This is a genomic window from Streptomyces sp. NPDC041135 (assembly GCF_055592085.1).
Window position 1 is genome coordinate 207,483 of the sequence record NZ_JBVIYZ010000006.1, and the last position, 24,921, is coordinate 232,403.

The 24,921-nt window shown below is 71.7% G+C and carries 24 protein-coding genes, 2 tRNA genes and 1 pseudogene; 13 read left to right on the top strand and 14 right to left on the bottom strand.

Annotated features, from left to right (window positions below; all coding sequences use genetic code 11):
• Positions 1–51: 51 nt before the first annotated feature.
• Together ACZ6CZ_RS16700 and ACZ6CZ_RS16705 are read right to left on the bottom strand one after the other, a co-directional pair.
• Positions 52–1,584: an MFS transporter gene (locus tag ACZ6CZ_RS16700; RefSeq protein WP_469020989.1), complete on the bottom strand. Its 1,533-nt coding sequence runs from the start codon at positions 1,582–1,584 to the stop codon at positions 52–54.
• Positions 1,585–1,950: 366 nt separating this feature from the next.
• Positions 1,951–2,595, bottom strand: coding sequence for a TetR/AcrR family transcriptional regulator (locus ACZ6CZ_RS16705; protein WP_469020992.1), 645 nt, complete (start codon positions 2,593–2,595; stop codon positions 1,951–1,953).
• Positions 2,596–2,881: 286 nt separating this feature from the next.
• Here ACZ6CZ_RS16705 and ACZ6CZ_RS16710 point away from each other — a divergent pair, with 286 nt between their 5' ends.
• From ACZ6CZ_RS16710 to ACZ6CZ_RS16725, 4 genes and pseudogenes are all read left to right on the top strand, one after another.
• Positions 2,882–4,201: a M6 family metalloprotease domain-containing protein gene (locus ACZ6CZ_RS16710; RefSeq protein WP_469020995.1), complete on the top strand. Its 1,320-nt coding sequence runs from the start codon at positions 2,882–2,884 to the stop codon at positions 4,199–4,201.
• A 138-nt stretch (positions 4,202–4,339) separates the two neighbouring features.
• Positions 4,340–5,935: an IclR family transcriptional regulator domain-containing protein gene (locus tag ACZ6CZ_RS16715; RefSeq protein ID WP_469020996.1), complete on the top strand. Its 1,596-nt coding sequence runs from the start codon at positions 4,340–4,342 to the stop codon at positions 5,933–5,935.
• A 22-nt stretch (positions 5,936–5,957) separates the two neighbouring features.
• Positions 5,958–6,033: transfer RNA gene (locus ACZ6CZ_RS16720), tRNA-Arg, on the top strand.
• A 370-nt stretch (positions 6,034–6,403) separates the two neighbouring features.
• Positions 6,404–6,600: pseudogene (locus tag ACZ6CZ_RS16725) on the top strand (IS630 family transposase); the annotation flags it as partial.
• Between the two features lie 28 nt (positions 6,601–6,628).
• On the opposite strand, the gene ACZ6CZ_RS16730 reads toward ACZ6CZ_RS16725, so the two are convergent.
• Entirely contained in the window at positions 6,629–7,501 is an 873-nt protein-coding gene (locus ACZ6CZ_RS16730; RefSeq protein ID WP_469020998.1) for an SDR family oxidoreductase, read from the bottom strand.
• Positions 7,502–7,675: 174 nt separating this feature from the next.
• Here ACZ6CZ_RS16730 and ACZ6CZ_RS16735 point away from each other — a divergent pair, with 174 nt between their 5' ends.
• The 4 genes from ACZ6CZ_RS16735 to ACZ6CZ_RS16750 all read left to right on the top strand — a co-directional run bounded on the left by ACZ6CZ_RS16735 (position 7,676) and on the right by ACZ6CZ_RS16750 (position 10,113).
• Positions 7,676–8,050 (top strand): winged helix-turn-helix transcriptional regulator, encoded by a 375-nt coding sequence (locus tag ACZ6CZ_RS16735; RefSeq protein ID WP_053212341.1) that lies wholly within the window; start codon positions 7,676–7,678, stop codon positions 8,048–8,050.
• 161 nt (positions 8,051–8,211) lie between these two features.
• Positions 8,212–8,418, top strand: a complete 207-nt coding sequence (locus ACZ6CZ_RS16740; RefSeq protein ID WP_469021001.1) for a dehydrogenase — start codon at positions 8,212–8,214, stop codon at positions 8,416–8,418.
• A gap of 69 nt (positions 8,419–8,487) precedes the next feature.
• Positions 8,488–8,554 (top strand) — tRNA-Phe (locus ACZ6CZ_RS16745).
• A gap of 308 nt (positions 8,555–8,862) precedes the next feature.
• Positions 8,863–10,113, top strand: a complete 1,251-nt coding sequence (locus tag ACZ6CZ_RS16750; RefSeq protein ID WP_469021003.1) for a hypothetical protein — start codon at positions 8,863–8,865, stop codon at positions 10,111–10,113.
• 93 nt (positions 10,114–10,206) lie between these two features.
• Here ACZ6CZ_RS16750 and ACZ6CZ_RS16755 read toward each other — a convergent pair whose 3' ends face one another.
• Positions 10,207–10,419, bottom strand: coding sequence for a DUF397 domain-containing protein (locus ACZ6CZ_RS16755; protein ID WP_469021006.1), 213 nt, complete (start codon positions 10,417–10,419; stop codon positions 10,207–10,209).
• Positions 10,416–11,273 carry a helix-turn-helix domain-containing protein gene (locus ACZ6CZ_RS16760; RefSeq protein WP_469021640.1) on the bottom strand — a complete coding sequence of 286 codons (858 nt, stop codon included), beginning with the start codon at positions 11,271–11,273 and terminating at the stop codon, positions 10,416–10,418. The genes ACZ6CZ_RS16755 and ACZ6CZ_RS16760 overlap by 4 nt, the downstream gene beginning before the upstream one ends.
• A gap of 161 nt (positions 11,274–11,434) precedes the next feature.
• Here ACZ6CZ_RS16760 and ACZ6CZ_RS16765 point away from each other — a divergent pair, with 161 nt between their 5' ends.
• Both ACZ6CZ_RS16765 and ACZ6CZ_RS16770 read left to right on the top strand, forming a co-directional pair.
• Complete coding sequence (locus tag ACZ6CZ_RS16765; protein WP_469021007.1) at positions 11,435–11,926, top strand: ATP-binding protein; 492 nt, start codon at positions 11,435–11,437, stop codon at positions 11,924–11,926.
• Positions 11,927–12,098: 172 nt separating this feature from the next.
• A complete protein-coding gene (locus ACZ6CZ_RS16770) occupies positions 12,099–12,323 on the top strand; it encodes a cold-shock protein (protein ID WP_469021009.1) in 225 nt (74 codons plus the stop codon).
• Between the two features lie 79 nt (positions 12,324–12,402).
• Here the strand turns inward: ACZ6CZ_RS16770 and ACZ6CZ_RS16775 are convergent, their stop codons facing one another.
• Positions 12,403–13,551: a glutathione-independent formaldehyde dehydrogenase gene (locus ACZ6CZ_RS16775; RefSeq protein ID WP_469021012.1), complete on the bottom strand. Its 1,149-nt coding sequence runs from the start codon at positions 13,549–13,551 to the stop codon at positions 12,403–12,405.
• 233 nt (positions 13,552–13,784) lie between these two features.
• Between ACZ6CZ_RS16775 and ACZ6CZ_RS16780 the strand changes: the two genes are divergently transcribed.
• Positions 13,785–13,973 (top strand): hypothetical protein, encoded by a 189-nt coding sequence (locus tag ACZ6CZ_RS16780; RefSeq protein WP_469021013.1) that lies wholly within the window; start codon positions 13,785–13,787, stop codon positions 13,971–13,973.
• A 121-nt stretch (positions 13,974–14,094) separates the two neighbouring features.
• A complete protein-coding gene (locus ACZ6CZ_RS16785; RefSeq protein WP_469021015.1) occupies positions 14,095–14,982 on the top strand; it encodes a prohibitin family protein in 888 nt (295 codons plus the stop codon).
• 79 nt (positions 14,983–15,061) lie between these two features.
• Here ACZ6CZ_RS16785 and ACZ6CZ_RS16790 read toward each other — a convergent pair whose 3' ends face one another.
• Both ACZ6CZ_RS16790 and ACZ6CZ_RS16795 read right to left on the bottom strand, forming a co-directional pair.
• Positions 15,062–16,393 (bottom strand): hypothetical protein, encoded by a 1,332-nt coding sequence (locus tag ACZ6CZ_RS16790; protein ID WP_469021018.1) that lies wholly within the window; start codon positions 16,391–16,393, stop codon positions 15,062–15,064.
• A gap of 63 nt (positions 16,394–16,456) precedes the next feature.
• Entirely contained in the window at positions 16,457–17,719 is a 1,263-nt protein-coding gene (locus tag ACZ6CZ_RS16795) for an OmpA family protein (RefSeq protein ID WP_469021021.1), read from the bottom strand.
• Between the two features lie 159 nt (positions 17,720–17,878).
• On the opposite strand from ACZ6CZ_RS16795, the gene ACZ6CZ_RS16800 reads away from it, so the two are divergent.
• Complete coding sequence (locus ACZ6CZ_RS16800; protein ID WP_469021023.1) at positions 17,879–18,454, top strand: Pycsar system effector family protein; 576 nt, start codon at positions 17,879–17,881, stop codon at positions 18,452–18,454.
• Positions 18,455–18,544: 90 nt separating this feature from the next.
• Here ACZ6CZ_RS16800 and ACZ6CZ_RS16805 read toward each other — a convergent pair whose 3' ends face one another.
• The 6 genes from ACZ6CZ_RS16805 to ACZ6CZ_RS16830 all read right to left on the bottom strand — a co-directional run bounded on the left by ACZ6CZ_RS16805 (position 18,545) and on the right by ACZ6CZ_RS16830 (position 24,704).
• Complete coding sequence (locus ACZ6CZ_RS16805; RefSeq protein ID WP_469021025.1) at positions 18,545–19,432, bottom strand: hypothetical protein; 888 nt, start codon at positions 19,430–19,432, stop codon at positions 18,545–18,547.
• A complete protein-coding gene (locus ACZ6CZ_RS16810) occupies positions 19,429–21,555 on the bottom strand; it encodes an FAD-binding oxidoreductase/lyase (RefSeq protein WP_469021027.1) in 2,127 nt (708 codons plus the stop codon). Before ACZ6CZ_RS16810 ends, ACZ6CZ_RS16805 begins: the two co-directional genes overlap by 4 nt.
• Before the next feature lie 13 nt (positions 21,556–21,568).
• Complete coding sequence (locus tag ACZ6CZ_RS16815; RefSeq protein ID WP_469021030.1) at positions 21,569–22,324, bottom strand: hypothetical protein; 756 nt, start codon at positions 22,322–22,324, stop codon at positions 21,569–21,571.
• A 120-nt stretch (positions 22,325–22,444) separates the two neighbouring features.
• Entirely contained in the window at positions 22,445–23,164 is a 720-nt protein-coding gene (locus ACZ6CZ_RS16820; RefSeq protein ID WP_469021032.1) for a Crp/Fnr family transcriptional regulator, read from the bottom strand.
• Between the two features lie 249 nt (positions 23,165–23,413).
• Positions 23,414–24,265, bottom strand: a complete 852-nt coding sequence (locus ACZ6CZ_RS16825) for a hypothetical protein (protein WP_469021034.1) — start codon at positions 24,263–24,265, stop codon at positions 23,414–23,416.
• A 151-nt stretch (positions 24,266–24,416) separates the two neighbouring features.
• A complete protein-coding gene (locus tag ACZ6CZ_RS16830; protein ID WP_469021642.1) occupies positions 24,417–24,704 on the bottom strand; it encodes a metal-sensitive transcriptional regulator in 288 nt (95 codons plus the stop codon).
• Positions 24,705–24,921: the final 217 nt, after the last annotated feature.

Here is a 24,921-nt window from a genome sequence, read left to right on the forward strand (position 1 = left end):
CCGGTGAGGTTCCGGAGGCTTTGCTGTCCGGTGGTTCCGTGCGGTCGGCGCCTAGTGCGCGATCACCGGTACCACCAGCTCGTCCTCGATGGCCTCGCCCTCGCCGGAGGCCACGGTCGTGCCGCCCGGGCGGCCGGCGTTGACCATGGTCATGACGATCGCGGCCGAGAGCACCAGGATGCCGACGGCGGCCCAGATGGCGACGCTGTAGCCGTGCACCGTGCCCTGGAGCTGGACCAGCTGCTGCTGGGGCTTGGAAGTGGCGCCGGCGATGTGGTCCCTGATGTACGACGTCGTCGCGGAGGCGGCGATCGTGTTCAGCAGCGCGGTGCCGATCGCGCCGCCGACCTGCTGCGAGGTGTTGACCATCGCGGAGGCGACACCGGCGTCCCGGGGCTCGACACCCTGGGTGGACAGGGACATGGCCGGCATGAACGCCGTACCCATGCCGAGGCCCAGCAGCACCATCGCGGGCAGCACGACCGAGGCGTACGCCGAGTCGATCTCCAGCTGGGCCAGCAGGAACATGCCGGCCGCCGCGACCAGGAAGCCGGGGCCCATCAGCAGCCGGGCCGGGACCCGGGTCATCAGGCGGGCACCGATCTGGGTGGAGCCGGTGATCATGCCCGCGACCATCGGCAGGAAGGCGAAACCGGTCTTGATCGGCGAGAAGCCCTGGACGACCTGGAGGTAGTAGGTCAGGAACAGGAAGGTGCCGAACATCGCGATGATCGCGAGACCGAGCGAGAGGTAGATGCCGCCCCGATTGCGGTCGGTGACCACGCGCAGCGGCAGCAGCGGGGCCTTGACCTTGGCCTCCGTGACGACGAACGCGATCAGCAGGAGCGCCGAGGCCACGAACAGGGAGACGGTCACGGTGTCGCCCCAGCCGTCGGACGCGGCGCGGGTGAAGCCGTAGACCAGCGAGACCAGACCCAGGGTGGAGAGCAGGACGCCGGGGATGTCGAGCGGGTTGCGGTTGCGGCCGCCCTCGGGCTCCCGGATGACGAAGTACGCGCCGGCCGCGGCGATGATGGCGAACGGGATGTTGACGAAGAACGTCCAGCGCCAGTCCAGGTACTGGGTGAGCACACCGCCGAGGATGAAGCCGACGGCGCCGCCGCCACCGGCGATCGCGCCGTAGATGCCGAACGCCTTGGCGCGCTCCTTGGCGTCGGTGAACATCACCGCGAGCAGGGAGAGCGCGGCCGGGGCGAGCAGCGCGCCGAAGACGCCCTGGAGGGCGCGGGCGCCGAACATCATGGCGCCGCTGGTGGCCGCCCCGCCGAGCGCGGAGGCGGCGGCGAAGCCGGCCAGGCCTATGACGAAGGCGCGCTTGCGGCCCCACAGGTCGGCGATCCGGCCGCCGAAGAGGAGCAGACCGCCGAAGGCGAGGGCGTAGGCCGTGATGACCCACTGCCGGTTGCCGTCGGAGATGCCGAGGTCCTGCTGGGCGGACGGCAGTGCGATGTTCACGATGGTGGCGTCGAGGACGACCATCAGCTGGGCGAGCGCGATGAAGACGAGGGCCTTCCAGCGGTTGGCCTCTGCGGCGCTCGGAGCCTTTACGGCTGTTGCAGACATGGGGGTACCCACTCCGGGACTTCGGGACGGAAAAAACGGAAAAAAGGTCGCTGATGAGGTGACTACGCCTACGCCTACGGCTGCCGGCTGGAGGCGGGCTCGAGGCGCGGTGACGACGTCGGCATCGGTGTCGGCGTCGGTGACGACATCGGTGTCGGCGTCGGTGCGGCGTTCGTGTGGCTTCGAAAGACGTGTTGCGGACCCACGTGGTGAGGACCCATGTGGTCCGGACCCGTGTGGTCAGGACCCATGTGCTGCGGACCTGCGTGCTGCGGACCTGTGGGCTGCGGACCTGTGGGCTGCGGACCTGCGTGCTGCGGACCTGTGGGCTGAAGACTCGCGTGGTGCGCCGAACTCATCTGTGGGTCAGGCCTGGCGGAGATCCTCCATGGTCACGGGCGTGCCCGGCAGGACCGAGCGGGCCGGGGCCCGCAGTCCGTCCAGGAACAGCTGGAGATGACGGTGGACGAACCGGTCGATGCTGAGGCACGCGGTGCCCGCCGGGGGCCGGCTCAACTGGGCCACGGCGACCATCAGGTCACCGACGCCGATGTCGGGGCGGAGCTGACCGGCAGCCTTCGCCCGGTCCATGACCTCCCCGATGATCTGCTCGACGCGCTCGCGTGCCGCCTCGAGGTCGGGGTGGTGCTTGTCGAAGGTGGTGGCGACCATCGGGCACAGCGCGCTGATGCGCTCGTCGGCGGCGACGTGTACGAAGCGCTCCAGCGCCTCGAACGCGTCCCCGGTCTGAGCGAGCGCCAGTTCGCCGGCCTCGGACGTACGGTCCATGACGGAGCACACGACCTCGCGGACGAGGGCGTCACGGTCGGGGAAGTTGCGGTACACCGTGGCATTGCCGACGCCGGCCCGGCGGGCGATCTCGTCGAGCGGCACGTCCGGGCCGTGTTCGACGAACATCTCGCGGGCGGCGGTGACGATCCGCTCGCGGTTGCGCAGGGCGTCGGCGCGGGGCCGGGGCGCCTTGCGCGGTGCTGCGGTCGCGGTCTGCACGGCGTACTCCTTCTCTGCGGTCGCTTGCTGCCGGGCCGACTCTCGGCCCTGCTCCCGGCGATCCGGGGAAGCACTCCCCGTTTCGCGCGGACACACGTCTAAACGGGGAGACGGTCCCCGGTTATTTCCCGCTCCCGGAAAACTTCCCTGTGACCTGACTCACACTCCCGCCGCCGGGAATCCCACGATCGGCCTCCTCCAACGCGCGCGCCCGGCCCTGTCCACACAGGGTGATCGAAAGGGCGCAGCCGGAGACCGGGGCTGCCGCGGAGCGAAAGGTCCCAGCATGCAGCCGCAGCCCCGCCGCCGCATACGCCCGCCCCGGCCCCGACCGCCCCGCGGTCGCATACGCCAGCGCCGCGTGGCCGCCCTGCTCTCGGTGACCGCGCTGACCCTGACGGTCAGCACCTCCGCCGGTACCGGGCCGCTCACGGCGAACCCGGCCACCGCCGGAGCCGGTCCCGTCTCCCTGGCCCGCTCCGCGGCGCTCAACCCCTGCATGATCAACAGCCGTCGGGACGTCCAGATGACCGAGGGCATACCGACCCCCGGCGGCTACTCCCGCTCCACCGGCACCGTCCGCGCCCTCACCGTGATGGTCGACTTCCCCGACGCGCCCGGCAAGGGCAGCGCGCTCGACCGCTTCCACGAGTTCTTCCCGCAGACCCAGGAATGGTTCCGCACCGCCTCCTACGGCCGCCTCGACTACCGCCCCGAGATCCCGCTCACCGGCTGGCTGCGCATGCCCAAGCCGTTCCGGGCGTACGGCATAGAACGCGGCGCCCCCTTCGAACCCGGCTACCGGCAGCTGGTCGAGGACATCGCGGCCGCCGCCGACCCGGACGTGGACTTCCGCTCGTACGACCTGCTGAACGTGCTGGTCACCCCGAACGCGGGGCCCTCCGCCCTGGACACCGTGCTGTCGGTGACGTTCGCCGGCAACGCCGAGGCCCCGACGGCCGACGGCGTCCCCATCGCCAACGCCTCCTTCGTCTACTCCCGCCAGGACGACGGCTCCGGGTCCTACGCCAGGACCGGCTACCGCGTCCTCCCCCACGAGAACGGCCACGTCTTCGGCCTGCCCGACCTCTACACCCAGGAGGGCGGGGGCGCGGTCGGCCACTGGGACATCATGAGCGAGGACTGGGGGGCCGACAACGACCTGCTCGGCTGGCACAAGTGGAAGCTGGGCTGGCTGGACGCCTCCCAGGTCAGCTGCGCCGCCCAGCACGGCGCGGTCGACTACACGCTGACCCCGCTGTCCCGGGCGGGCGGCCGCAAGCTGGTGTTCGTCCCGGTGGACCGCCGCACCGGCTACGCCCTCGAAGTGCGCACCCAGGGCGGCAACGACGAGGCCGTGTGCCGCCCCGGCGTCCTCATCTACAAGGTCGACGCGACCGTGGACACCGGTCGCGGCCCCATCTCCGTCTTCGACGCCCACCGCGACTCCGGCGGCTGCACCCGCAGCCCCAACGTCCACGCCGAACTCTCCGACGCGCCGTTCACCCCTGGCGAGACCTTCAAGGACCCCAGGCGGGGCCTCACCATCGAGGTCACCGACGCGGACCCCTCCGGTAACTACCGGGTACGGGTGACACGGAGGTAGGTGCGGCGGGGGACATGACCGGTCAGGGAAGGCGACCGGCGAGGAAGCCCCCGCGGGCGGTCTACGGTGGGCGTACCCCTTACCGCCGTACCGGCGCACCTGGACGCCGTACGGGAGCGACGCCGTACCGGAGAGCCGATGCCCGCGAACCCCGCACTGGACGCCGCGCCCCCGGCCGAGGCGGTGGCACCGCTGATACGCGGGGTCGCGGTGCTGAGGCGGCTCACCGAGGCGGGCGGCACGCTCACCCCGAGCGGGCTGGAACGGGCGACGGGCCTCGCGCGTTCCACCGTGGACCGGATCACCGCGACCCTCGCCCGCATGGGATACGTCCGCCTGGACGGCCGCCAGATCGTGCTCACGCCCCGGGTGATGGAGCTGGGCAACGCGTACCTGGCCGCGCTGCGCCTGCCCGCGCTGCTGGCCGCCCGGGCCGACGCCCTCGCCGACGAGCTGGACGAGTCGGTGTCGCTGGCGGTCGCCGACCGCGACGGCATCCGCTTCGTCCACCAGGCCACCCGCCGCCGCGCGATGTCGCTGAGCTTCCGCATCGGCGACCTGCTGCCGGCCGAACGCACCGCGCCCGGGGCGCTGTTCGCCGCGCACTGGACGGAGCCGGAGTGGGCGCGCTGGCGCGGCCGCCGGACCGAGGACCCCTGGGACAGCGGCTTCACGGCCGTACCACCCCGGGACGCATCGCCGGCGGAGGCGTTCGTGCGGCGGGCGGAGGCGGCGGGGCGGGCCGGGTGGGCGGTGGACGACCAGCTGATCGAACCGGGCCTGGTCGCGGTCTCCGTACCGGTACGGGAGGCGGGCACGGACCGGGTGGCGTGCGTGGCGAGCGTGGTGAGCCACACCAGCCGCCACTCGGCCGAGGAACTGCGCACGACCCTGCTCCCCCGGCTGCGTCAGGCGGTGGCCGCGATGGAGACCGACCTGCGCACGGCACCGGCGCCGCAGCCCGGCCCGCCGCCCTCGGGCCTGGCGACGTGGACCACGGCCTCCAAGCACGAACTGGGCCGGGACTTCGTCGAGTCCCTGGCCCGGGGCCTGACCGTGCTGACGGCCTTCGGCGAGGGCCGCCGCGCGCTCACCCTGACCGAGGTGGCGACGGCGACGGGCCTGACCCGGGCGTCGGCACGCCGCGCGCTGATCACCCACGAACACCTCGGCCTGGTCACCACCGCCCCGGACCACCGCACCTTCACCCTCACCCCCCGGGTGCTGGACCTGGGCTTCCCCCCGCTGTCCCGCATCACCCTGGCCCAGCTGGCACTGCCTCACCTGCGCGCCCTCACCGCCCGCTTGCAGGAGCCGACGGCGCTGGCGGTCCGCTGCTCGGACACCGAGATCCAGTACGTGGCCGCCGCCCCGACCGGCCGGGTCCTGACGGTCGACGTCACCGTGGGCGCCCGGCTGCCCGCCGACTCCACCTCCCTGGGCCGCGTCCTCCTGGCGGACGGCCCCACTCCCCTGCCGCCGGCGCTGGCCGAGGTCCGCGCGCAGGGCTACGCCCTGGTGGACGAGGAGCTGGAGTCGGGCCTGCGGTCGATCGCGGTACCGGTCCGCGACCGCACCGGCCGGGCGGTGGCCGCGGTGAACGTGGCGACCCACGCGGCCCGCAGCACCCTGGACGCCTGCCTCACCACCCTCCTCCCGGCCCTGCGCACCACAGCCGACGCCCTCCAGACCGACCTCCACACCGCCTCCCGCTTCACCCCCACCCACCCCTGATCCGGTACGCTGTGGAAGCCTCGCCTTCGTAGCTCAGGGGATAGAGCACCGCTCTCCTAAAGCGGGTGTCGCAGGTTCGAATCCTGCCGGGGGCACCATGCAAAAGGCCCCGGACCGATCTTGGTCCGGGGCCTTTGACGGCAGCATCTGACGGCAGTCCTGACCTACTCGTCCCTGCGCTCGCTGTCCTGGATGAAAGTGCAATGCCTCGCACCCGGCGGAGCCAACGGGCCAGAACAAACATTGATGTGCCGGCGATGCCACACAGCTCCCACACATCCACCACCAGCGAAGCTAAGCCCCCGGAACCAACGATGTCACTTGTGCGCCCACGACCGCCGAAATGAAGCTGTTACTGAGGTTGAACTCGTGGTGTCGCAGGGGCTGGTGGCTCGTCGTCCGTGCGGTATCACCGGAGCATGCGATATCCACAGGGAGGCGGGCTGACTGCCGAGCGGCAGCAGTTCGCCGCCCTACGCACCCGACCTCAACCCGGTCGAGGGGATCTGTCCCTCCTGCGCCGCGGCTGGCTCTCCAACGTCGCCTTCAGTACCCCCGAACACCTCGTCCAGCGCATCCGGCGCGGCCTACGGCACATCCAGTACCGCAGCGAACTCATGGACGGCTGCCTCGCCGAGACCGGCCTGGCAATCAGACCCACCTGAGCAACCCGGCCACATCACGAGTTCAACCTCAGTGATGCAGGGCGGCCGCGAGTGCCTCGGCCAGGGTCACGGGCGGGCGGCCGATCAGGCGGCGCAAGTCGCCAGAGTCGGTGTACATCTCGCCGCGGCTCATGCCGCGGTCAGCGTCAGCGAGGACCTCCGCCAGCTCGGCGGGGAGGCCCGCGGAGGCCAGTACCTGGGCGAAGTCGGCCACCGGGAGGTCAGCGTAGGTAACCTGCTTTCCGGCCGCAGCGGAGATCGCGGCGGCGAGCTCCGTCAGGGTGAAGGACTCGTCGCCGCCGAGCTCGTACACGGCGCCGGTGTGGCCTTCAGCGGTGAGGACGACCGCTGCGGCCTCGGCGTAGTCGGCGCGGGACGCGGCGCTGATCCGCCCCTCGCCTGCGGCGCCGACGACCGCGCCGTTCCGCAGAATCTGCGGCAGTTGGCTGGTGTAGTTCTCCAGGTACCAGCCGTTGCGCAGCAGCACGCCGGGAATTCCGCGGTCCCGCAGATACGCCTCGGTCTCGCTGTGCGTGGCACCGATGACGGTGGTGGCCGTCTCCGCGTGCGTCGTGCTCGTGTACGCCACCAGCGACACGCCTGCGGATGCCGCGGCGTCGATCACACGGCGGTGGTTGGCGACCCGCTCGCCCACGGGGACCGAGGCCGAGATCAGCAGCAGCCTGTCCGCCCCCGCGAATGCCTCGGCCAGACCGTCGGTGTCCGCGAAGTCGGCGCGGCGTACCGTGATGCCTCGGTCGGCCAAATCCTTGATCCCGGCGATGTCCCGGCCGGTCGCGATGATGTCCGCGGCCGGGATCCCGCGCCGCAGCAGTGCCTCGACGGTGAGCCTGCCCAGCTGGCCGGTGGCTCCGGTGACGACGATCGGCATGATGGTCATTCCTTCCTTTCGCGCGTGCCTCGCACGCCTGCCGCGGTCCGTCCGCCGCGGGATGGAACACAGAATGACCTGGACACTCTCTGTTAGGGAGTAGCCACTTCTTGGTAGGGTACTTACCGCAGCGAAAGCATTGAGGTGAGCCGTATGGCTGCTGTCGAGAATGTGACCGGGCCCATGCCGTCATTCGATCCGTACGAGCGCGGCTGCCCTTCACGGGACCTGCTCGACCAGATCGGCAGCAAGTGGGCGGTCCTCGTGCTCGGCGAACTCGGCCGGAACGGGACCTCCCGGTTCGGCCAGCTCCGGCAGGCGCTGGCGGGCGTGAGCGAGAAGATGCTCACCCAGACGCTGCGCACCCTCGAACGCGACGGGCTGGTCAGCCGGACCGTCTACCCAGAGGTACCGCCGCACGTGGAGTATGAGCTGACCGCGCTCGGCCAGACGCTACGGGAACCGCTGAAGGCGCTCACGGAGTGGTCCGTGCTGCACATCGAAGAAGTCATCACCGCCCGCGAAGAGTACGACGACCGCACTGAGCGCACCAGGTAATCAGCGGCGGCCCGCGGTCCGGTCATAGACGGCCGCCTCGCCGAGACCGGCCCGACAATCAGACCCGCCTAAGCCACCCGGCGACATCACGAGTTCAACCTCAGTAATAGCTTCCCAAGCTGAGGGCTCAGGCCACCGGAGCGAACGGGTACGTTGCAGGCATGCCGACCGAGTCCGTACCAACCTGTCCCCAGTGCGGTGGGCCGTTGAAGGCCGGCGCGATGGCGCTTTGTCACCGCGAGGAGGACGACCGCCGCACCTGCCGGGTGGTCTGGGGCTGCTCCAACCAACACGTCTGGTGGAAGTGGGCCGACCGTCCGACGGCCGAGCTAGAACTCTGTCCCTACCCGGATCTGATGGACGGCTGACATCAACGACGCCAGACGGGGGCGTACACGAGCGACTCTGTCCGGTCGCAGCACCAGTCGTCGGCCGCGGTCGAAACGGTCTCGGATCGAACTCCTGAAGCGGGTGTCGCAGGTTCGAATCCTGCCGGGGGCACCATGCAAAAGGGCACCCACCGATCTTGGTAGGTGCCCTTCAACCTGCATGGCTGACAGCAACGCCACCAGCACGGGGTCGAAGAGGCTTCAAGTCCAACCTGGACCGCAGTGCCCCCGCACGGCCGCATGGCGGATGATTCGCCGCGAGGAGGGCCTGGATGACGGCTGGACGACGACATCTGAGCCGTGCCCGCCCACTGGGCATGTCGGCCGAGGCACCCTGTCGAGGAGGGCTCGGCCTCTACCCGGCGTTCGCCGTGCGTACCCCAGCCACACCTCAACTTTGAGCAGTCACTTCAGGAGCGGGCGATGGACAACGAGATTCAGCTGATCAGTGACGGTGATGGGCTGGCGGTCATCGGAGATGCGACGGATGTCGAACGCTTCCTCATCTCGGAGGGACTGCCGTCGAAGGATCTTGGCGTGCAACGCCTCAAGTCCGTTTTCGGTACCGGGGCCGCAGCCGCTCAGGCAGGTACGGAGATCGCTGCCAACTCCGGTCGGTGGGTGAAGTTGACCAAGGAGTCCGCGGAGCGTGTCAAGGAGTTCGGGCTGATGGAAAGCAAGACGCCAGGCGTCAGCCACGCGATGGTGGGGAAACCCGGCTCGATCAAGTCATGGCTCCAGATCGAGAAGGGAGCCGGTTCGTTCCTGACCAACCCTGCGCATCTTGCCGGTGCCGCGGGGATCATGGCACAGCTGGCGATGCAGCAGACCATGGACGAGATCACCGACTATCTCGCCAGGATCGACGAGAAGGTCGACGACGTGCTCCGCGCCCAGAAGGACGCCGTGGTGTCCCGCATGATCGGGGTGGACCTCGTGATCGAGGAGGCCATGACCATCCGGGAGCAGGTGGGCCGGGTCTCCGAGATCACGTGGTCGAAGGTGCAGGCCGCACCGACGACGATCGCCGATACCCAGGCGTATGCGTTGCGTCAACTCGATGCCCTCGCGGAGAAGATGGAGGGCAAGGCCAAGATCGGCGATCTCGCCACGACCGCCGAGGAAGTCGAGTCCAGGACTCGGGAGTGGCTCGCTGTGCTGGCTCGTTGCTTCCAACTGCAGGACGCGATCGCCGTGCTCGAACTGGACCGCGTGCTGGACGCGGCTCCGGAGGAGCTGGACCGGCATCGCCTCGGGCTTCGGATTGCCCGACGGAAGCGGTTGGAACTCATCTCGCGGAGCACCGAGCGTCTGGTGGCCCGGATGAACGCGGCTGCCGGCACGGCCAACGCGAAGGTGCTGCTGAACCCGACCAAGTCGCCGGCTGTGGTCCGGTCGAGCAACCATGTCGCGACCGGCGTCCATGACTTCCACGGGCGGCTCGGGATCGAGTCCGGTCACCAGTCGTCGGATGCGAGACGGTGGGCGGACGCGGCCGCGGAGGCGAGGGACAAGGCACTCGAGACAGGCGCAAAGGGCGTCGGTGCCGCCAGAAACCTCGGCAACGACGCTCTCCACCGGGCCGGCTCGGTAAAGGGCAAGCTCTCCAGCGGGATCGCCGAGCGAGCGAGCCGTTGGCTCGGGGACGACAACGAACGCGGCGAGGCGGGCTGAACGCGCGCCGACCGTCCGTCTCAGCCAACCGTGCACGACGTGGTGCTCAGCCACCTCTGCGACTGGGCACCCACGGGGTCACGAACGTCCGGCTCAGATGGCCTGGCCGGCCGCCAGCCGGACGAGCCGGGCCCACGCGTCGGGGGCGACCGTCAGAACCGGTCCCGACCGGACCTTTGAGTCCCTGATGTGTACGGCTCCGAAGGCGCCGGCGACCTCGACGCACTCCCCGCCCTCGCCGCTGCTGTAGCTGCTCCTGAACCAGGCCGACTCCGGCACCGTCGGCTCGGGCATCTGGTTGCTCATGTCTCTCCCAGCAGTCTCTCGACACGGGCCAGCGATTCATGTGGAGTCAGCGCCTGAGCCCGGAGGATCCCGTACTGCTCCTCGATCTCCCTGACGGCCGACCTGTCGGTATGGAGGCGGCTGTCCCGCTGGACCTCAACGTAGGCCATCCTCCGCCCGTCGCGGGTCTCGATCAAGGTGAAGGGTCCGGCCAGACCGCAGTGTTCCGTGCGCTCGTTGGGCATGATCTGGACCTCCACGTTGCGGCGGTGCCCGTGCAGCAGGATCTGCTCAAGCTGTCCTCGCAGTAACGCCCAACCGCCGATGGGACGTCGAAGCACCGACTCCTCGATCACGAAGCTCAAGGTCGGCATCGGCCTGCGGGAGAAGATCTCCTGACGAGCAAGCCGGGCTGCGACTCGTTGCTCGACAGTGTCTTCGTCAAGTAGCGGGCGCCGCATGCCGAACACGGCACGCGCGTACTCCTCGGTCTGCAGCAGGCCGGGAACCGCCTGAGCCGCGTACACATGGAGAGCTACCGCCTCCGCCTCCAGTCGCGCCATGTCCCGGAAGAACGCCGGATACTGCGCCCGCCCCACCTCCTCCTTCAGGGCCTTCAGGACGCCCCCCGCGTCCAGCACCTCGTCCGCGCGGTCGATGAACGTGGGCGAGGGAATGCGCCGCCCCTGCTCGAAGGAGGCGATCGACTGGGCCGCGTAACCCGTGAGCTTGCCGAACTCCGGTCGTTCCAGGCCCGCCCGCACCCGCAGCAGCTTCAACTGCCGCCCGAACGCCGTCACCACGCCCGATCCCGGCTCGTCCTCCGGACTCGGTCCGGCGTCCTCCCGCGCCCCCTCGGTCTCACCCTGCTGCACCGACTCCACCGCCTCCCCTGCCCGGTTCCCCGGCCCAACGCGCCCGCCCCGAGCCGGTCACGCGGCGTGCCGCGTACACCTCCCGCCCCGCCGCGTACAACCGGCGCATGACGGCGGGTCACCACTGGTCACGCTACGCCGCTACCGGAAGCGTTGCGGGCATGAACGACGAGATCGCCGCCCCTTCCGGCAACGGGCAGCCCATCGGCCTCGCAGGTCACTTCGCGATGCGGTTCAGCTCCACCCCGCGCGGCGCGCGGCTCGCCCGGCGGCTTGCCGGACAGCGGCTCGACGCGTGGGGCATCCCCTACGACTGCGACGCGCACCACGCGCTGACGCTGATCATCGGTGAACTCGCCTCCAACGCCGTCCGGCACGGCAGGGTCCCCGGCCGCGACTTCCACCTCGCGCTGGCCTGCGGGGCCACGACCGTACGGATCGAGGTCACCGACACCCGCACCGAGGCCGTACCGGCCGTGGCGACGTCGACGGACCTCCGGGACACCGGCCGCGGCCTGCTCCTGGTGGAGCACCTCGCCGACCGCTGGGACTGGCACCCGCGCCGGGACGGCCCCGGCAAGACGGTCTGGGCTCAGTTCGTGCTGCCGACGGGGTGCCGACTGGCCGCCGCAGCCCACCGTCAAGCGCGATAAGAACTGCCACCACGACGAGCGGGAGTCCAGGCAGACGATCGGTCGCGGCTGCTACAGCGGCGAGGCTCGGCAACCGCCGCGACCGCCGCGACCGCACCAGCCTGACGCGTCGGGGACCGAGCCCGGGGTCCCAGACTCGGTCCGGGCCGGCCGGTACCCGTACAGTCGCCGCATGGTGATCGCGACTGTCCGTGAGTGGCACGACGAGGAAGGGTGGGGAGTGCTCGACTCTCCGCAGACGCCCGGTGGGTGCTGGGCGCACTACTCCAGCCTCCCGAGGGGCGAGTTCCGTCCGCTCTCGCCGGGGCAGTCGGTGGAGCTTCGGTGGGAGACCCCTCGTGGCAAGCAGGACGGTTACACCTACCGGGCGGTGAGCATCAAGCCCCGGTCGGACTGAGCCCCACCCGCACACGCCAGGGCCCCGGACCGGTCGTCGTCCGGGGCCTTCGGCCGCCAGGCGGCTGCGAGGAGCGTGCTTATGCCATCTGCGGGTGCAGCACGACCTTGGTGTAGCCCTCTATGCGCTTGTCGAACTTGTCGTAGGCCGTCGGGGCGTCGTCCAAGGGGAGTTCGTGGGAGACGACGAAGCTGGGCCGGGCGCGGTCCTCGATGATCAGGTCGCGCAGCTGGCGGTTGTAGCGCTTGACGTTGCACTGGCCGGTGCCCATGCGCAGGCCCTTTTCGAAGAGGCGGCCGACGGCGACCATGAGCATGCCCTGCTTGGCCTGCTCGTCCGGGCCGCCCGGGTCGCTCGGGACGTACAGGCCCGGCACGCCCAGGGCGCCCGTCGGCCGGACCGTCTCGACCAGTGAGTTCAGCACGATCGCCGGCTCCTCGTGGTCCTCGCCGTGTGCCTGGGTCTGGGCCTGGTAGCCGACGGCGTCGATGCCCTTGTCCGTGCCCTCGCCCGCGGTCTGCTCCTTGATCTGCTCGACCGGGCTCCCCGCGGTGAAGTCGACCGGTACGGCGCCGATCTCCTCCGCCTTCTGCAGCCGCTCGGCCACCCGGTCGACGACGAACACCTTGCTCGCCCCGCGCAGGACCGCCGAGTAGGCGGCCATCAGGCCGACCGGGCCGCCGCCGTAGACCGCGACGCTCTCACCGGGGCGTACGTCGGCCAGCTCGTTGCCGTGGTAGCCGGTGGGGAAGATGTCGGCGAGCAGGACGAAGTCGGTCTCCTTCTCGGTGCCCTCGGGGAGCTTCAGGCAGTTGAAGTCGGCGTAGGGCACCCGGACGTACTCCGCCTGTCCGCCCAGGTAGGGGCCCATCGCCACATAGCCGTAGGCGCCGCCGGCGAAGCCCGGGTTCACGGTCACGCAGTAGCCGGTGAAGCCCGCGGTGCAGTTCTTGCAGAAGCCGCACGCGACGTTGAACGGCATCACGACCCGGTCCCCGCTGCTGAGCGTCGTCACGCCTTCGCCGCACTCCTCGACGACCCCCAGGTTCTCGTGGCCGAAGACGATGCCCGCCTCGGCGGCCGTGCGGCCCTCGTACATGTGCAGGTCGGAGCCGCAGATGGCGGTCGACGTGACGCGGACGATCACGTCGTTGGGGTGCTGGATCCGGGGATCCTCCACTTGCTCGACCGCTACCTCGAACGGTCCCTTGTACACGACAGCCCTCATCGTCGAGCACCTCCACCGATTGTGTTCGCTCGATCACTTGTGGGAACGGCGGGGTGGGCAGACCCCGTCGTCGGTCGCGGAAACCGGGCTCGGTCCGGGCACGATCCGACGATCCGTGCGGCTGGACCGGCCCTGTGTGCGCTACCTCATATTCCAGACTGGCGCATGATGCGATGATTTGCACCCATGGACTACAAAGTCCTTTTTCATGCGCTTCGGAGAGGACCAGGACCTTGACGCGACGTCTCGGCGTGCTGCTCGTCCCGGTGTCGGGGCTGTCCGGCACCCGTTATCCGGCAGGCACCCCGGTGACCATCCGGGGCACCGGAGGGTCCGTCGACGGGTTCGTCGACGGGGACTGGCTGCCGCTCGCCTGGTGGGAGTTCGCCGACACCCGACCGGACGACGCACCCCGTACGTAGCCCGCGGGCACTGGCCGGCCCGCCGGGCGGGCCAGGCGTCGACGGGCGTACATCCGGGGTCGCTACGATGCGCCGGATCGCGCCACCGACGGCGCGGGAACGTTTCCGTGGGGGGATTCCTGTGCTCGTGCTGTGCATCCTGCTGCTCATAGCGGCGGTCGTGCTGTTCTTCGTCGGCCGCGGACGCGACGCCGGGGGCTGGAAGCTGGGGGCGGCGCTCAGTGCCGCGGCGGGCGTGCTGGCGGGGATCACCGCCTGCGTCCATGTGGTCAGCGCCTACGAGGTCGGCGTCCCGGTGACCTTCGGCAAGCTCGGTACGCCGCTGACCTCGGGCATCCATGTCACGTCGCCGTTCACCGAGATCACGTCCTTCTCCACGCGTCCGGTGGACCTGGACCTCAACGACAAGGACGTGGTCGAGGTCCGCTCCTCGCAGGGCGGTGTGCTGTACGCCGACGTGACCATCAAGTGGGCCGTGGTGCCGGCCAGGGCGGTGGAGCTGTACCGGCTGGCGGGCAGCGAGGAGGCCGTCGAGGACCGGCTGGTGCTGCCGGACGCCCGGGAGATCATCCGCAACGTCTTCGCGAGGCACACCAGCGAGGAGGGTTACGCGTCCGCCCGTGAGGAGATCGGCTCGCAGATCGCCGACCTCGTGAAGAAGCGCCTGGCACCGCGCGGGATCGACGTCACGTCCGTCAACCTGCGCAATGTGCGGCCGTCGGAGAAGCTCCAGGACCAGATCGACAAGAAGATCCAGCAGGAGCAGGCCACCGAACGGGCCACCGAGGGGGCGCGTACGGCCAAGGCGCAGGCCGAGCGGAAGCGGATCGAGGCGGAGGGCACCGCCCGCGCCAACAAGATCCTCGAGCGGTCGCTGAGCGACAAGGTGCTGTACAACGAGTGCCTGGAGGCCTACAGGGAAGCCGCGAAGGCCCACCCGGTGTACGCGGTGCCGTGCGGTACGGACTCGGGCGGCACACCGGTCATCGTGGACAGCGGCAAGAACTGACGGGCGGCGGCACCGACGGACCGGCACCGACACATGGCGGCACTGACGGACCGCGGCACTGGCGGGCGGCACGGAGCGGCTACCCGGGCAGGGGTGTTCCGCCGGGCGGTGAGGGCGGCGCGTCGCCGGTCGCCGCGGGGAGCCGGGGCACAGTGGGCGCCGCCGGGGCGAGCTGTGCGTTGAGGTTGCCGATCAGCTCGGCGCGACGGGCGCGCAGCCCGGCCGGGTCGCAGGTGACGGTGATCCGGTGGGCTTCCACCAGGGGGCCGAGTTCGGGTGGCGGCTCGACCACTCCGGTGAACAGCGGCGCCACCCACGCGGCGGTCGGTGTCTGCGCCTGCGCTCCGCCGGGCGGGACGGCCGGGGCGGGCGGGCGGTGGCCGGCCTGGCCGTGGAACATGCGGGCCGCGAGGATGGCCGCCTCCCACACCCGCATGCTCTCCAGGCGTACCTGCGCGGCGAGTTCGTCGCGCAGCGCGCACAGGTCGCTCCAGGCCCGCTCGTGATCGCGCAGCGCCTCGCTGGTCCGCCGCACGAGCCAGGCGTACGTCAGCCGGGCCCGCAGCACACCACGGCGTGCCTCGGCGGCGCTGTCGGCGTAGGGGTTGTGGGCGACGACCTTCATGGCCACGGCGGTGATCGCCAGCACCAGCAGCAGCAGCGCGACCCAGCCGGGCGCGTAGCGGGCGCCGTCGACGGCGCCCGCTTCGGTCGCGGTGTCGCGGGCTCGCAGGGCCGCCCAGACGGTCACGGTGAACAGCACGGCGAGCAGGTAGAGGGCGGGGAGGGCGAGCGTACCGAGGAAGGACGGCCAGGGGCGGTCGTCGCGCAGGGCGTGCAGTCGCTCGCGCAGCCGGTGCAGCGGGGCCGCGATCGCGTGGCCCGACAGCATGAGGCCCAGGGCCAGGACGACGCCCGGCAGGACGGAGACGGCCTGCTCGGCCAGCGAGATGTCCTCCTCGCTGGTGGTGAGGTACTGGAAGACCTGCATGAAGTACCAGGCGTCGAACACGGCCATGGCGCCGATCACCGGCCAGCGCAGCACCCGTATCCACAGGTCACGGCGGCGCCGGTCGTGGGCGCCGTCGTCGGCGTGCCGGGTGCCGACCGCGTCCTGGGCCGCCTGTCCGGTCCGGAGGGAGGCGGCGGCCTCGAACCGGGCCAGGGACTGCACCGCCTCCTCGGTGCGCGCGTGGGCGTCGATCGTGCGGACCCGGGCCGCGGCCAGCTGCTCGCGGTTGCGGCCGACGAGTGCGGCCACCTCGCGTGCGGCGCGGAGCAGCATCCGCATCTCGCCGTTGTCCAGGTGCTCCGGGTCCCGCTCGGGACCGTCCTCGGCGCTCTTGACCAGGTGGCGGATGTCGCATCCGCAGCCGTGGTGGCACGGGCTGCCGTGATGGTTGTGGGACATGAACGGTGTCCTTCTCTGCGGGGTGCTGGAGTGTCGGGAGCGTCCGGGTGGTGGGGAGAGGTGTCAGCGGCGGACCGTCACAGCTATCTCCACCCGGCGGTTGCACGCCATGGCCGCGTAGTCGGGTACGCCGTGGCGGTATTCGGGGGTGCAGCGGGGCCGGTCGTCGGAGTAGCCGCGGGCGGAGGCCACCGCGATCCCGCGCTCGGCGAGGGCGGCCCGCACGGCCCGCGCACGGGCCAGGGAGAGCTGCCTGCCGTGCTCCTCGCCGCCGCGTGAATCGGTGTGCCCGGAGACGGCGACCGAGACGGGGTCGAGTTCCTCGATGCGGCGTACGGCGTCGTCGAGCGTGCCGCGGGCCGTCCGCGACAGCTCCGCCCGGTCGGTCGCGAACAGCACGGAGCCGGGCAGGACGATGGTGGTGACCCGGTGGGAGGTCCGCTCCGACACGGCCGGGAAGGTCACGGCGGGTTCCGTGCCGCCGTTCCCGGTGTGTTTGCCCGCCTCCCGGAGCCGGGCGGTGGTGGTCACCTCGCAGGAGGCACCGGTCGCCTCGCACAGCTGGGTCCAGTAGGTGACCAGCCAAGCGGTCTGCGCGGAGGACGGTGACGCGCCCCGGGCGGCGCGGCCCATGCCGACGATGTTCACCTCGGTGCCCGTCAGGTCGGGCAGCTCGCCCGCCTTGCGGCAGCGCCGCACCGTGTCCTTGATCTCCTCGGTGCCGTCGAACCCGGCCGGACGCAGGTCGGCGCAGCCGGTGTTGACCAGGCCGTCGGTCGCCACGACGATGCGGCGCCGGCCGCTCGCCCGGCCGAGTTGCTCGCCGGCGGCGGCGAGCGCGCCGAGGACGTCCGTGCGGTCGGTGCCGGGGGCGCCGGCGGTCAGCTGCCGCAGCCGCTTCTCCAGGCAGGCGTGCCGGCCGCTGCGCCGGTCGCCCTTCCGCTCGGCCGTGCCCTTGGCGGGTGCGACGAAGGCCCGGTTCACCTCCCAGTCGACCGTGGCCCTGCTGCCGTCGAAGCCGGCCACGGAGAGCAGTCCGCCCTCCAGCGCCGGTTGCGCGAGGTCCTGGGAGGTCAGCGCGGTGGCCGCCCAGTCCGGTACCCGGTCCTTCGGCGAGGTGGTCCGGCCGGGCCGGGTGGACGCGCTGCGGTCGGTCAGCACGATCGTCTCCCGGCGGACGTCGTCCGCTCCGTCGGAGCCGCGGTCCAGCCAGGCGCAGGGGTGGGCGGCGGGCGTGTCGAACAGCCCGCAGCCACCGGCCGCCGCCATGGCGGTCAGTGACAGCGCGAGTGCGAGAAGGCGGCGGCCGGGACGTGCTTGCTTCACGAGGTGCACCGGGATCTCCAAGTCAGCGGAATACGCATTTGTGGCTTTTCTCGGGTGGGATCTGACGCGTTACTGGGGTCCTCGACCCGGTCTCGACCCTCTTCGGCCGTCACCGGTCGTCTTCAGTCGTTCTCGGTCACTCGTTGCCAGGAGGCTTCCGTGTCCCCTTCCGCCCCTACCGCCCCTTCCTCCGGGACCCCCTCCCCCGGGACCCCGGCCGCCGGGAACCGCCCCACGACACAGGAGGAGGCCGCCGGTCTCCGGTCCGCGCTGGCCGTGTACGCCTCCCTCCAGGCCTCGGCCCAGTTCGCCGACACCAAGGTCGGCGTCCTCGGTGCCGTCCAGGTGGGGCTGATGGCCACGGCCGTCCCGCAAGGCGGCGTCGTACGCGAGGCTCTGGACCGCGGTGACGCCGGGGCCCGGGTGATGGCCGGACTGCTGTTACTGCACGTGGCCGCGTTCCTGCCGGCCGTGTACTGCGCGGTCCAGGCGCTCCGCCCCCGTCTGGGGCCGCCGCCCTCCCCGAACCGGTTCAGCCTGCCGTTGCTGGCCCTCGCCGACGGCACCCCTCCGCCGCCGGACGAGGACAGCGAGCGGAGGGAGATCTGGCAGCTGATCCCGGTGCTCGCCCAGGTGGCCATGGCCAAGCACCGGTACATCGCCAGGGGCGTCGTCTGGACGGGGCTGATGGCCGTGACCGCCGGGCTCCTGCTCGCCGGCCCGCTGCTGGCCTGAGCCGCACCGCCGCCTCGGTCACGGAGCCGGCCCCGGTGTCCCGGTCCCGGAGCCGCCCCGGGGTCTCAGCCCCGGAGCCGCCCCGGAGTCTCAGTCCCGGGCCGGCTGCGCCCGGGGCAGGGGCTCGCGCGGTCCGGCTCCGTGGTCGGGCTCGCCGGGCAGGGGCAGGCCGAACAGGCGCATCGCCTGCCCGAGCTGCTGCTCGTTGGTGATCACGAACTCGAAGAGGTCCTGCGCCTGGTAGCCCTTCATCTGTTTCTCCAGGAGCTTGGTGAAGTCGTCGAGCTGCTTCTGCCGCTGCCGGAACATGTCACCGACCTCGACGGCCGCCTTGTCCGGCTGCTCGGCGAGCAGGACCGCCCACGGCGTCAGCCAGGAGAGCGCGTCGTCGTCCTGCCGCATGCCCGCGAGGCCGCCGGCGAGGAACGCGCGCCACTGCTCGGCGACCTCGCCCAGCAGCTTCACCTGGAGCGCGGACTTCGCGTACCGGTGCTCGATGGCCTGGAGTTCCAGGGCCGCCGTGCGCTGCTGCGCGAGGACCTCGGGCGCGGGCTGGAGGTGGGCGACGGTACGGCACCGCACCAGCCCGTTCTCGAAGCATTCGCCTTCGCGCAGGGCCTGGTTGACGGCGCGTTCCGCCTCCTCGGCGCGGAACGGGTCGTAGCGGCGGGCGATGTCACGGACGGCCTCGGCGAGCCGCTGGGGCAGGGCCGCCTCGTGGCTGTCGACGGCCCGGTTGAGCAGGGACGGCTCCAGGCGTCCCTCGGCGCACCAGTCGCAGCGGATCTCGACCCGGAAGGCGAAGCCGTCGCCGCGGGCGGGTGTCTCGAACGTGACGGTGGAGGTGCGGTGCACCGCCACGACGTCCGGGACGTCGATCACCGGGATGTCGGGGGCAGGCCCCACGACGGGCTCCCTGGCGCTGCCGAACAGCGCGCGCAGCCAGCCGAACGGGCCTCGGCGCGGTGTGCCGGTCACCTCGACCACCTCTCCTCCACGAGGGAACGGATATGTGCGGCTGTCTCGTTGTCGGGGAGCTGGTGGCTCCACAGCCGCAGGTAGAACAGGAACTGCCGGCGTAGGCCGGCGCCCTCGTCGCCCGGCTCGGGCAGGTCGGCGAAGAAGTCGGCCACCCGCTCGTCCAGGCCCGGCTCGTCCCCGGCCCGCTCCACCCACAGCCGCATGGAGTTCCAGCCGCAGCGGCGGTGGGCGGGGTGGCCGCTGAGCAGGACCCGTCGGGTCAGCAGCAGCAGGTGCGTGCGCGGTTCGGGCCGGGTCAGGAAGCGGGTGACCGAGCGGGCGCCGCCGAACCTGCTCAGGCCCTGGAGGCATCTGGCCGCGTCGTCGCGCAGCCAGTGCCGCGGGGATGCCGACCAGGCGGCCAGCCGCCCCAGGACCTGGTCGCGTGATCCGGCCGCGTAGATCTCGCGTACGGCGGTCCACACGCTGCGCGCGCCGGACTGGGCGATCCGCTCCAGGCTGTCCAGCGCGTCCACCGGGAACCGCGCACCGATCCGGGTGCCGTACGCGGCCTGGGCGCAGGCCTGGAAGTCGCGCCGCCGGGACCAGCGCCACAGCAACCGCTGGACCCGGGACGCGAGCAGCGGGTCGGTCACCGCCCGCTCCAGGGCCCAGGCCGCCGCGAACCGCCGCCGGTCGGCGTGCTCCCCCTTGTCGGAGGCCCACCGCACGAGCAGCTCCTCGTGCACGTAGGCCCAGTCGAGGGTGGCCAGCAGCCCGACCGTCTGGGCGGCGGAGACCCGGATGTCCTCCTCACCCCGTACGACGAGGCTGTCCAGCCACTCCAGCAGGGGACCCCGGGCCCCGCTGTGGTCGTGCCACAGCACCTCGAGGACCGCCTCGCCGAAGCCGCGCCGGCTGACCCGGACCAGGCACTCGGGGTGCCGGGGCCCGACCGGGTTCCCGGCCCGGTCGGTGAACTCCACGTCGGACCGGCCCAGCCAGTCCTGCACGCTCTCCTCGAACAGCGGCATCTCCGGCACCGAGGAGGGTGAGCGCACCCCGTGCAGCAGCTCGGCGAGCCGGTGCGACTCCCGGCTGACCCGGCTCAGCGTGATCCCGTCGAGCACCACGCAGGCCAGCAGGAACGCCCGGGACCAGAGGGACACCTCCGGCCGCCCGGTGCCGTCGGTCCCGGTCTGCTGCTCGGGGGCGAGGAGTTTCACCGCGGTGGTGCGCAGTTCGGCCCCTAGCCCTTGGACGATCTGGTCGATGTCGTCGCCGTCCCGCACCCGCCGGGCCAGCTGACCGGCCAGGGCGGCGACCTCGGCCATGGACCTGCGCCCCCGCAGGTCCTCCAGGAGGCCGTCGTGTTCCAGCAGCTTCCGGCGGTCCAGGGGTCGGTCGGCCAGCGACACCGTCAGGTGCCGTGCCAGCACCTGCGCGCGTGCTCGGTCCGCCGCCTCGTGCTCGACGACGTGGTCGGCCAGCGCGCCGACGGGCACCTGGTCGTCGACGACGATCACCAGTGGTGAGCGGCGGTACGTCGCCTCGCGCAGCCGGATGAGCAGCTGCGGGCGCAGCTCGGCCGCCCACTCGGTGCCGTCGCTGTCGATGACGTGGCCCCGGCCGGGCTGGAGCCCGCCTTCCTCACGTGCCAGCCGGCGCACGCCCGCCTGTGCGTCCAGGACCACCACATCGGCGTCGATCGCCTCCTGGGCGGCGAGCAGTGCCGTGGTGCCGCGCCCCGATCCCGGGGCGCCACGCAGGATGGCGACGCCGTGCCTGACCAGGTGCTCGACCAGGGTGGTGTGCGTGGCGGGCGCCACGTACACCTCGCGCAGGCGGTCCAGGTCCTCGTCGGGGACGCGGCCGTCGACCGGGTCGACGGCCGGGGTGCCGTAGTAGTTCTTGTGGATGGTCTCGGCCGCGTCACCGCTGCCGAAGCCGACGGCCTTCGCCTTGATGCCCCCGTCGAGGAGCGTCAGGGGCAGACCGCGTTCCCGCAGCTGTCTGATGTGATCGGCTTCTTCTTCGGCCGCCTCGCCGCCGGGGGGCGGGGGCGCGGTGCCTTCCTCGTCGGCGGAGGGCTCCGCCGGTATCTCCGTGGGTTCCGTCAGGGTCTCGGTCGTGTCGTCCATGGCCGCCGCACCGTCACTTGGAGTACTTCTTGTGCATGATCTTGGCCGCGTCACCGCTGCCGAAGTGGTAGACGCCGCCCTTGTTCCGCTTCACCACGGTGGTGGGGGCGGGGGCCGCGGCGTCCTCCGGTTCCGGGTCCGCGACCAGCGGTGCGAGTTCCTCCGGGCCGTGCTCGGGTACGTGGATCCAGCCGTAGCCGGTGAACTCCTTCTCGCGGACGTGCACCTTGACGTACCGGGCCGGGTCCAGGCCCTGGCCCTCGCCCCGCAGCCGGACGACGTCCTGGTACACCCGGTCGGAGACGATCAGCGCGAGATCGGTGGAGGGCAGGGCCTCCAGGACCCGCTTGAGCGGGGATGCGTTGAGGTAGCGGGCCACGGAGACCGGGGCCGGTCCGCTGTGGCCCAGGGCGGCCGTGCGCGCCACGCCGAAGTCGATGGCGAGCCGGACCCGCATCCGCGCGTCCTCGGCCCGGTTGGCGTTGCGCTCACCGAGCCGGACGGCCAGGTTGCGTACGAAGCCGCCGACCACCAGCGGTTCCCGGATGCCGAGCGGCAGGACCGCGAACTCCTGGTCGCCCTGCGGCTGGCGCTGCCAGGTCGTACGGTCGAGGTCGCTGAGTGCCGCCGCCTCTTCGAGCACCCGCACCAGGTCGGCCTGGCACTCCTCCTGGCCCGGGGTGTCGAGGCGGCCGTACTTCTCCACATCGGCCGCCACGCACAGCCGGCGCGGGATGTCCTCCTGCGAAGCGGGGTCCGGTTTCATCATCTCGGTTGCCCATCTGCTTGGTCGAGCGACGTCGGGCGTCAACTCTGCGCCGCATGACGGGAATCACCGAGTGGGTCGTAGAAATATGGTTTTCGGCCAGCAGGGCCGGAGGACGCCCCGTTACGGGGTCGTCTCGCGGAGCCGGGCGGTCCGCCGCAGCCGGTCCACGTCGAGGACGGTGGTACGGCGGTATCCGGTGGTGATCAGGCCGTCTTTGCGCAGCTCGGCGAGCGCCTTGTGGATGGTGACCTCCGCCGAGCCGGTGAGCGCGGCCAGTTCGGGCTGGGTGAGGTCCACCGCGATGACCAGCCCGCGCGGCACCGGCTGCCCGTACGAACCGGCCAGTTCGGCGAGGACGCGGGCGAGCCGGACCTTGACGGAGTACCCGCCGAACTCCACACGCCGCTGGTTCGACCAGCGCAGCCGCTGGACGACGATCCGGTTGACCGCGCGGGCGGCCTCCGGGTGGGCCTCCAGGAAGACGCGGAGATCGGACTCGCGGACGATGCTGGCCGCGATCTCCCCGCAGGCGGTGACCGTGGCCGACCTCGGCGCGCCGTCGTCCATGGCGGCCATCTCACCGACGATGTCTCCGCCGACCCGGATGGCGAGCAGCGCCTCGTGGCCGTTGTCCAGGCGCGCGGTGACCTTGACGAAGCCCGAGCGCAGGAGCACCACGTGGTTGGAGAGGTCGCCCTCGCGGATCAGGATCTCCTCGGGCAGATAGCGGCAGCGGGTGCCGATCCCGAGGAGTTTGATGCGGACGGCTTCCGGCAGACCGCCGAGGAAGCTTCTGGCGGGCCATTCCTCACGGCCCTGGTGACCGGGCTGCGGCTTCAAGGGCGCTCCTCTCCTGCTGCGCTCCGCCGGTGATCCGTTTCCGGTCCGTGGGCATCGGCTGTCCAGAAAAGCACCTGCCGGGGCAAGGGGGCAGAGTGTGCGCGGGGCGCGCTCGATCCGCTGAGTGCGCGCCGGGGGCGCGTGCCAGGTCGATGCGCGCCGAGCATTGTGCCCCCGGGGGCGCCGGTGGCACCGGGGGCGGACGCGTCAGCGAGAGCCCCTCCCCCGCGCGCCGCACCCCCGCGTGCCTCACTCGGCCAGCTTCAGACGCCGCTCCAAGGCGACCGGGTACAGCCAGGGGCTGTGGGTGCCGGCGCGCAGGGCGTCGATCCCGGCCAGGGTGTCCGAGGCGGTCTTGCAGCGCGGGTGGCGGGCGGCGAAGGCGGCTATGCGGGGGCGCTGGGTGGGCAGCCAGGTGGCGATGACCCGGGGGTCGCCGTCGTACCACCACGAGAAGTCGAACTGCTCCCAGAGCAGGTCCGTCACCCAGTCGAAGGCGAGGCGGACCAGGCCGGCGTCCGCGTGGGGGCCGGTGAGGCCGGCGAGGTGGTCGAGCCACGGCTCCAGGGCGCCCGTCGCGTGCGCCATGCCTTCCACCAGGCCGGTGACGTCCCCCAGGGACCGGTCGTCGACCAGGGCGAGGGTCAGCAGGGCCCGGAACGCCTCGGCGACCGCGGCACGCTCGGCGGCCGGCCACCGGGCCAGGCCGGCCCCGTCGCGGCCGAGGTGGCCCATCTCGAGCCCGGGATCGGCGCAGTCGCCCTCCGGCCCCCAGGAGCGCAGCGCCCGGGGCATGAGGCGGCGCCACAGCACGGGGTACTGGTCGGCGTCCCAGTGGCTGGGGACCTCGCGCAGGAAGGACCCGAGGACGTCGTCCGGTACGGCGGCGGGGTGGCCGCCGAGGAGGAGCAGGTCCGGCTCCGGCGTGCAGAACGTGCAGCCGCCCACCGGGCGGTCCAGGGCGGGAGGCGCCGCGAAGACCCGGTCGGCCTCGGCCAGCGCGTGCCGCCATCCGGCGTACGGGTCGCCGTCGGCCGTGGCGGCCGCGCGGGCGACGGTGGCGGCCGACGGGGCGGCGGGTGGGGTGACGGGATCGGACATGGGGCGACCTGCCGCGGGACTCCGCACGGGTGGACCGGCGAAGATCGCGACGTTACCAGTCGCGGTGCCCACCGGCACGGCGATTGCCCCGGTGCCCGCCGAGCCGCCTCGCGCCCGGCCAGACCTGTTCAGCAGGCCCACTCAGGCCCGCTCAGGCCAGCGACAGGAACAGTTTCTCCATCCGGGCCCGCATCTGTTCGGCGTCCTCGGAGTTCGCACGGCCGGACTGGATGTCGGCCGCACACTGCTGGAGGCCGGTGGCGACGATCGCGAAGCCCGCGCGGTCCAGGGCGCGGGAGGCGGCGGCGAGCTGGGTGATGACCTCCTCGCAGTCGCGGCCCTCCTCGATCATCCGGATCACGCCGGCGATCTGCCCCTGCGCGCGGCGCAGGCGGTTCAGGACGGACTTCAGCTCCGCACCGGCGAGCTCCAGTTCCACGACCACTCCCTCTTGCATACCTCTGCACCCTGGTCCCTGCGCACCCTGGTCCCCGCGCATCTCAGGCATATACCCCCCGGGGTACCTGCGAGTGTGTTGATCCTATCGTCCGGGCCGGCGCTTTTCTTAACGCCTCCCTGACGCCCCTGCCCGCATCCATCCACCGCTCCCCGGTGTCTCCACCGGTGTCCGGGTCCGGTCAGATCCGGCCCGGTCG

Coding starts and splice junctions, on each gene's coding strand:
- ACZ6CZ_RS16700 (WP_469020989.1), bottom strand. CDS start 1,584: ATGTCTGCAACAGCCGTAAAGGCTCCGAGCGCCGCAGAGGCCAACCGC.
- ACZ6CZ_RS16710 (WP_469020995.1), top strand. CDS start 2,882: ATGCAGCCGCAGCCCCGCCGCCGCATACGCCCGCCCCGGCCCCGACCG.
- ACZ6CZ_RS16715 (WP_469020996.1), top strand. CDS start 4,340: ATGCCCGCGAACCCCGCACTGGACGCCGCGCCCCCGGCCGAGGCGGTG.
- ACZ6CZ_RS16730 (WP_469020998.1), bottom strand. CDS start 7,501: ATGACCATCATGCCGATCGTCGTCACCGGAGCCACCGGCCAGCTGGGC.
- ACZ6CZ_RS16735 (WP_053212341.1), top strand. CDS start 7,676: ATGCCGTCATTCGATCCGTACGAGCGCGGCTGCCCTTCACGGGACCTG.
- ACZ6CZ_RS16740 (WP_469021001.1), top strand. CDS start 8,212: ATGCCGACCGAGTCCGTACCAACCTGTCCCCAGTGCGGTGGGCCGTTG.
- ACZ6CZ_RS16750 (WP_469021003.1), top strand. CDS start 8,863: ATGGACAACGAGATTCAGCTGATCAGTGACGGTGATGGGCTGGCGGTC.
- ACZ6CZ_RS16755 (WP_469021006.1), bottom strand. CDS start 10,419: ATGAGCAACCAGATGCCCGAGCCGACGGTGCCGGAGTCGGCCTGGTTC.
- ACZ6CZ_RS16765 (WP_469021007.1), top strand. CDS start 11,435: ATGAACGACGAGATCGCCGCCCCTTCCGGCAACGGGCAGCCCATCGGC.
- ACZ6CZ_RS16770 (WP_469021009.1), top strand. CDS start 12,099: ATGGTGATCGCGACTGTCCGTGAGTGGCACGACGAGGAAGGGTGGGGA.
- ACZ6CZ_RS16775 (WP_469021012.1), bottom strand. CDS start 13,551: ATGAGGGCTGTCGTGTACAAGGGACCGTTCGAGGTAGCGGTCGAGCAA.
- ACZ6CZ_RS16790 (WP_469021018.1), bottom strand. CDS start 16,393: ATGTCCCACAACCATCACGGCAGCCCGTGCCACCACGGCTGCGGATGC.
- ACZ6CZ_RS16810 (WP_469021027.1), bottom strand. CDS start 21,555: ATGGACGACACGACCGAGACCCTGACGGAACCCACGGAGATACCGGCG.
- ACZ6CZ_RS16815 (WP_469021030.1), bottom strand. CDS start 22,324: ATGATGAAACCGGACCCCGCTTCGCAGGAGGACATCCCGCGCCGGCTG.
- ACZ6CZ_RS16825 (WP_469021034.1), bottom strand. CDS start 24,265: ATGTCCGATCCCGTCACCCCACCCGCCGCCCCGTCGGCCGCCACCGTC.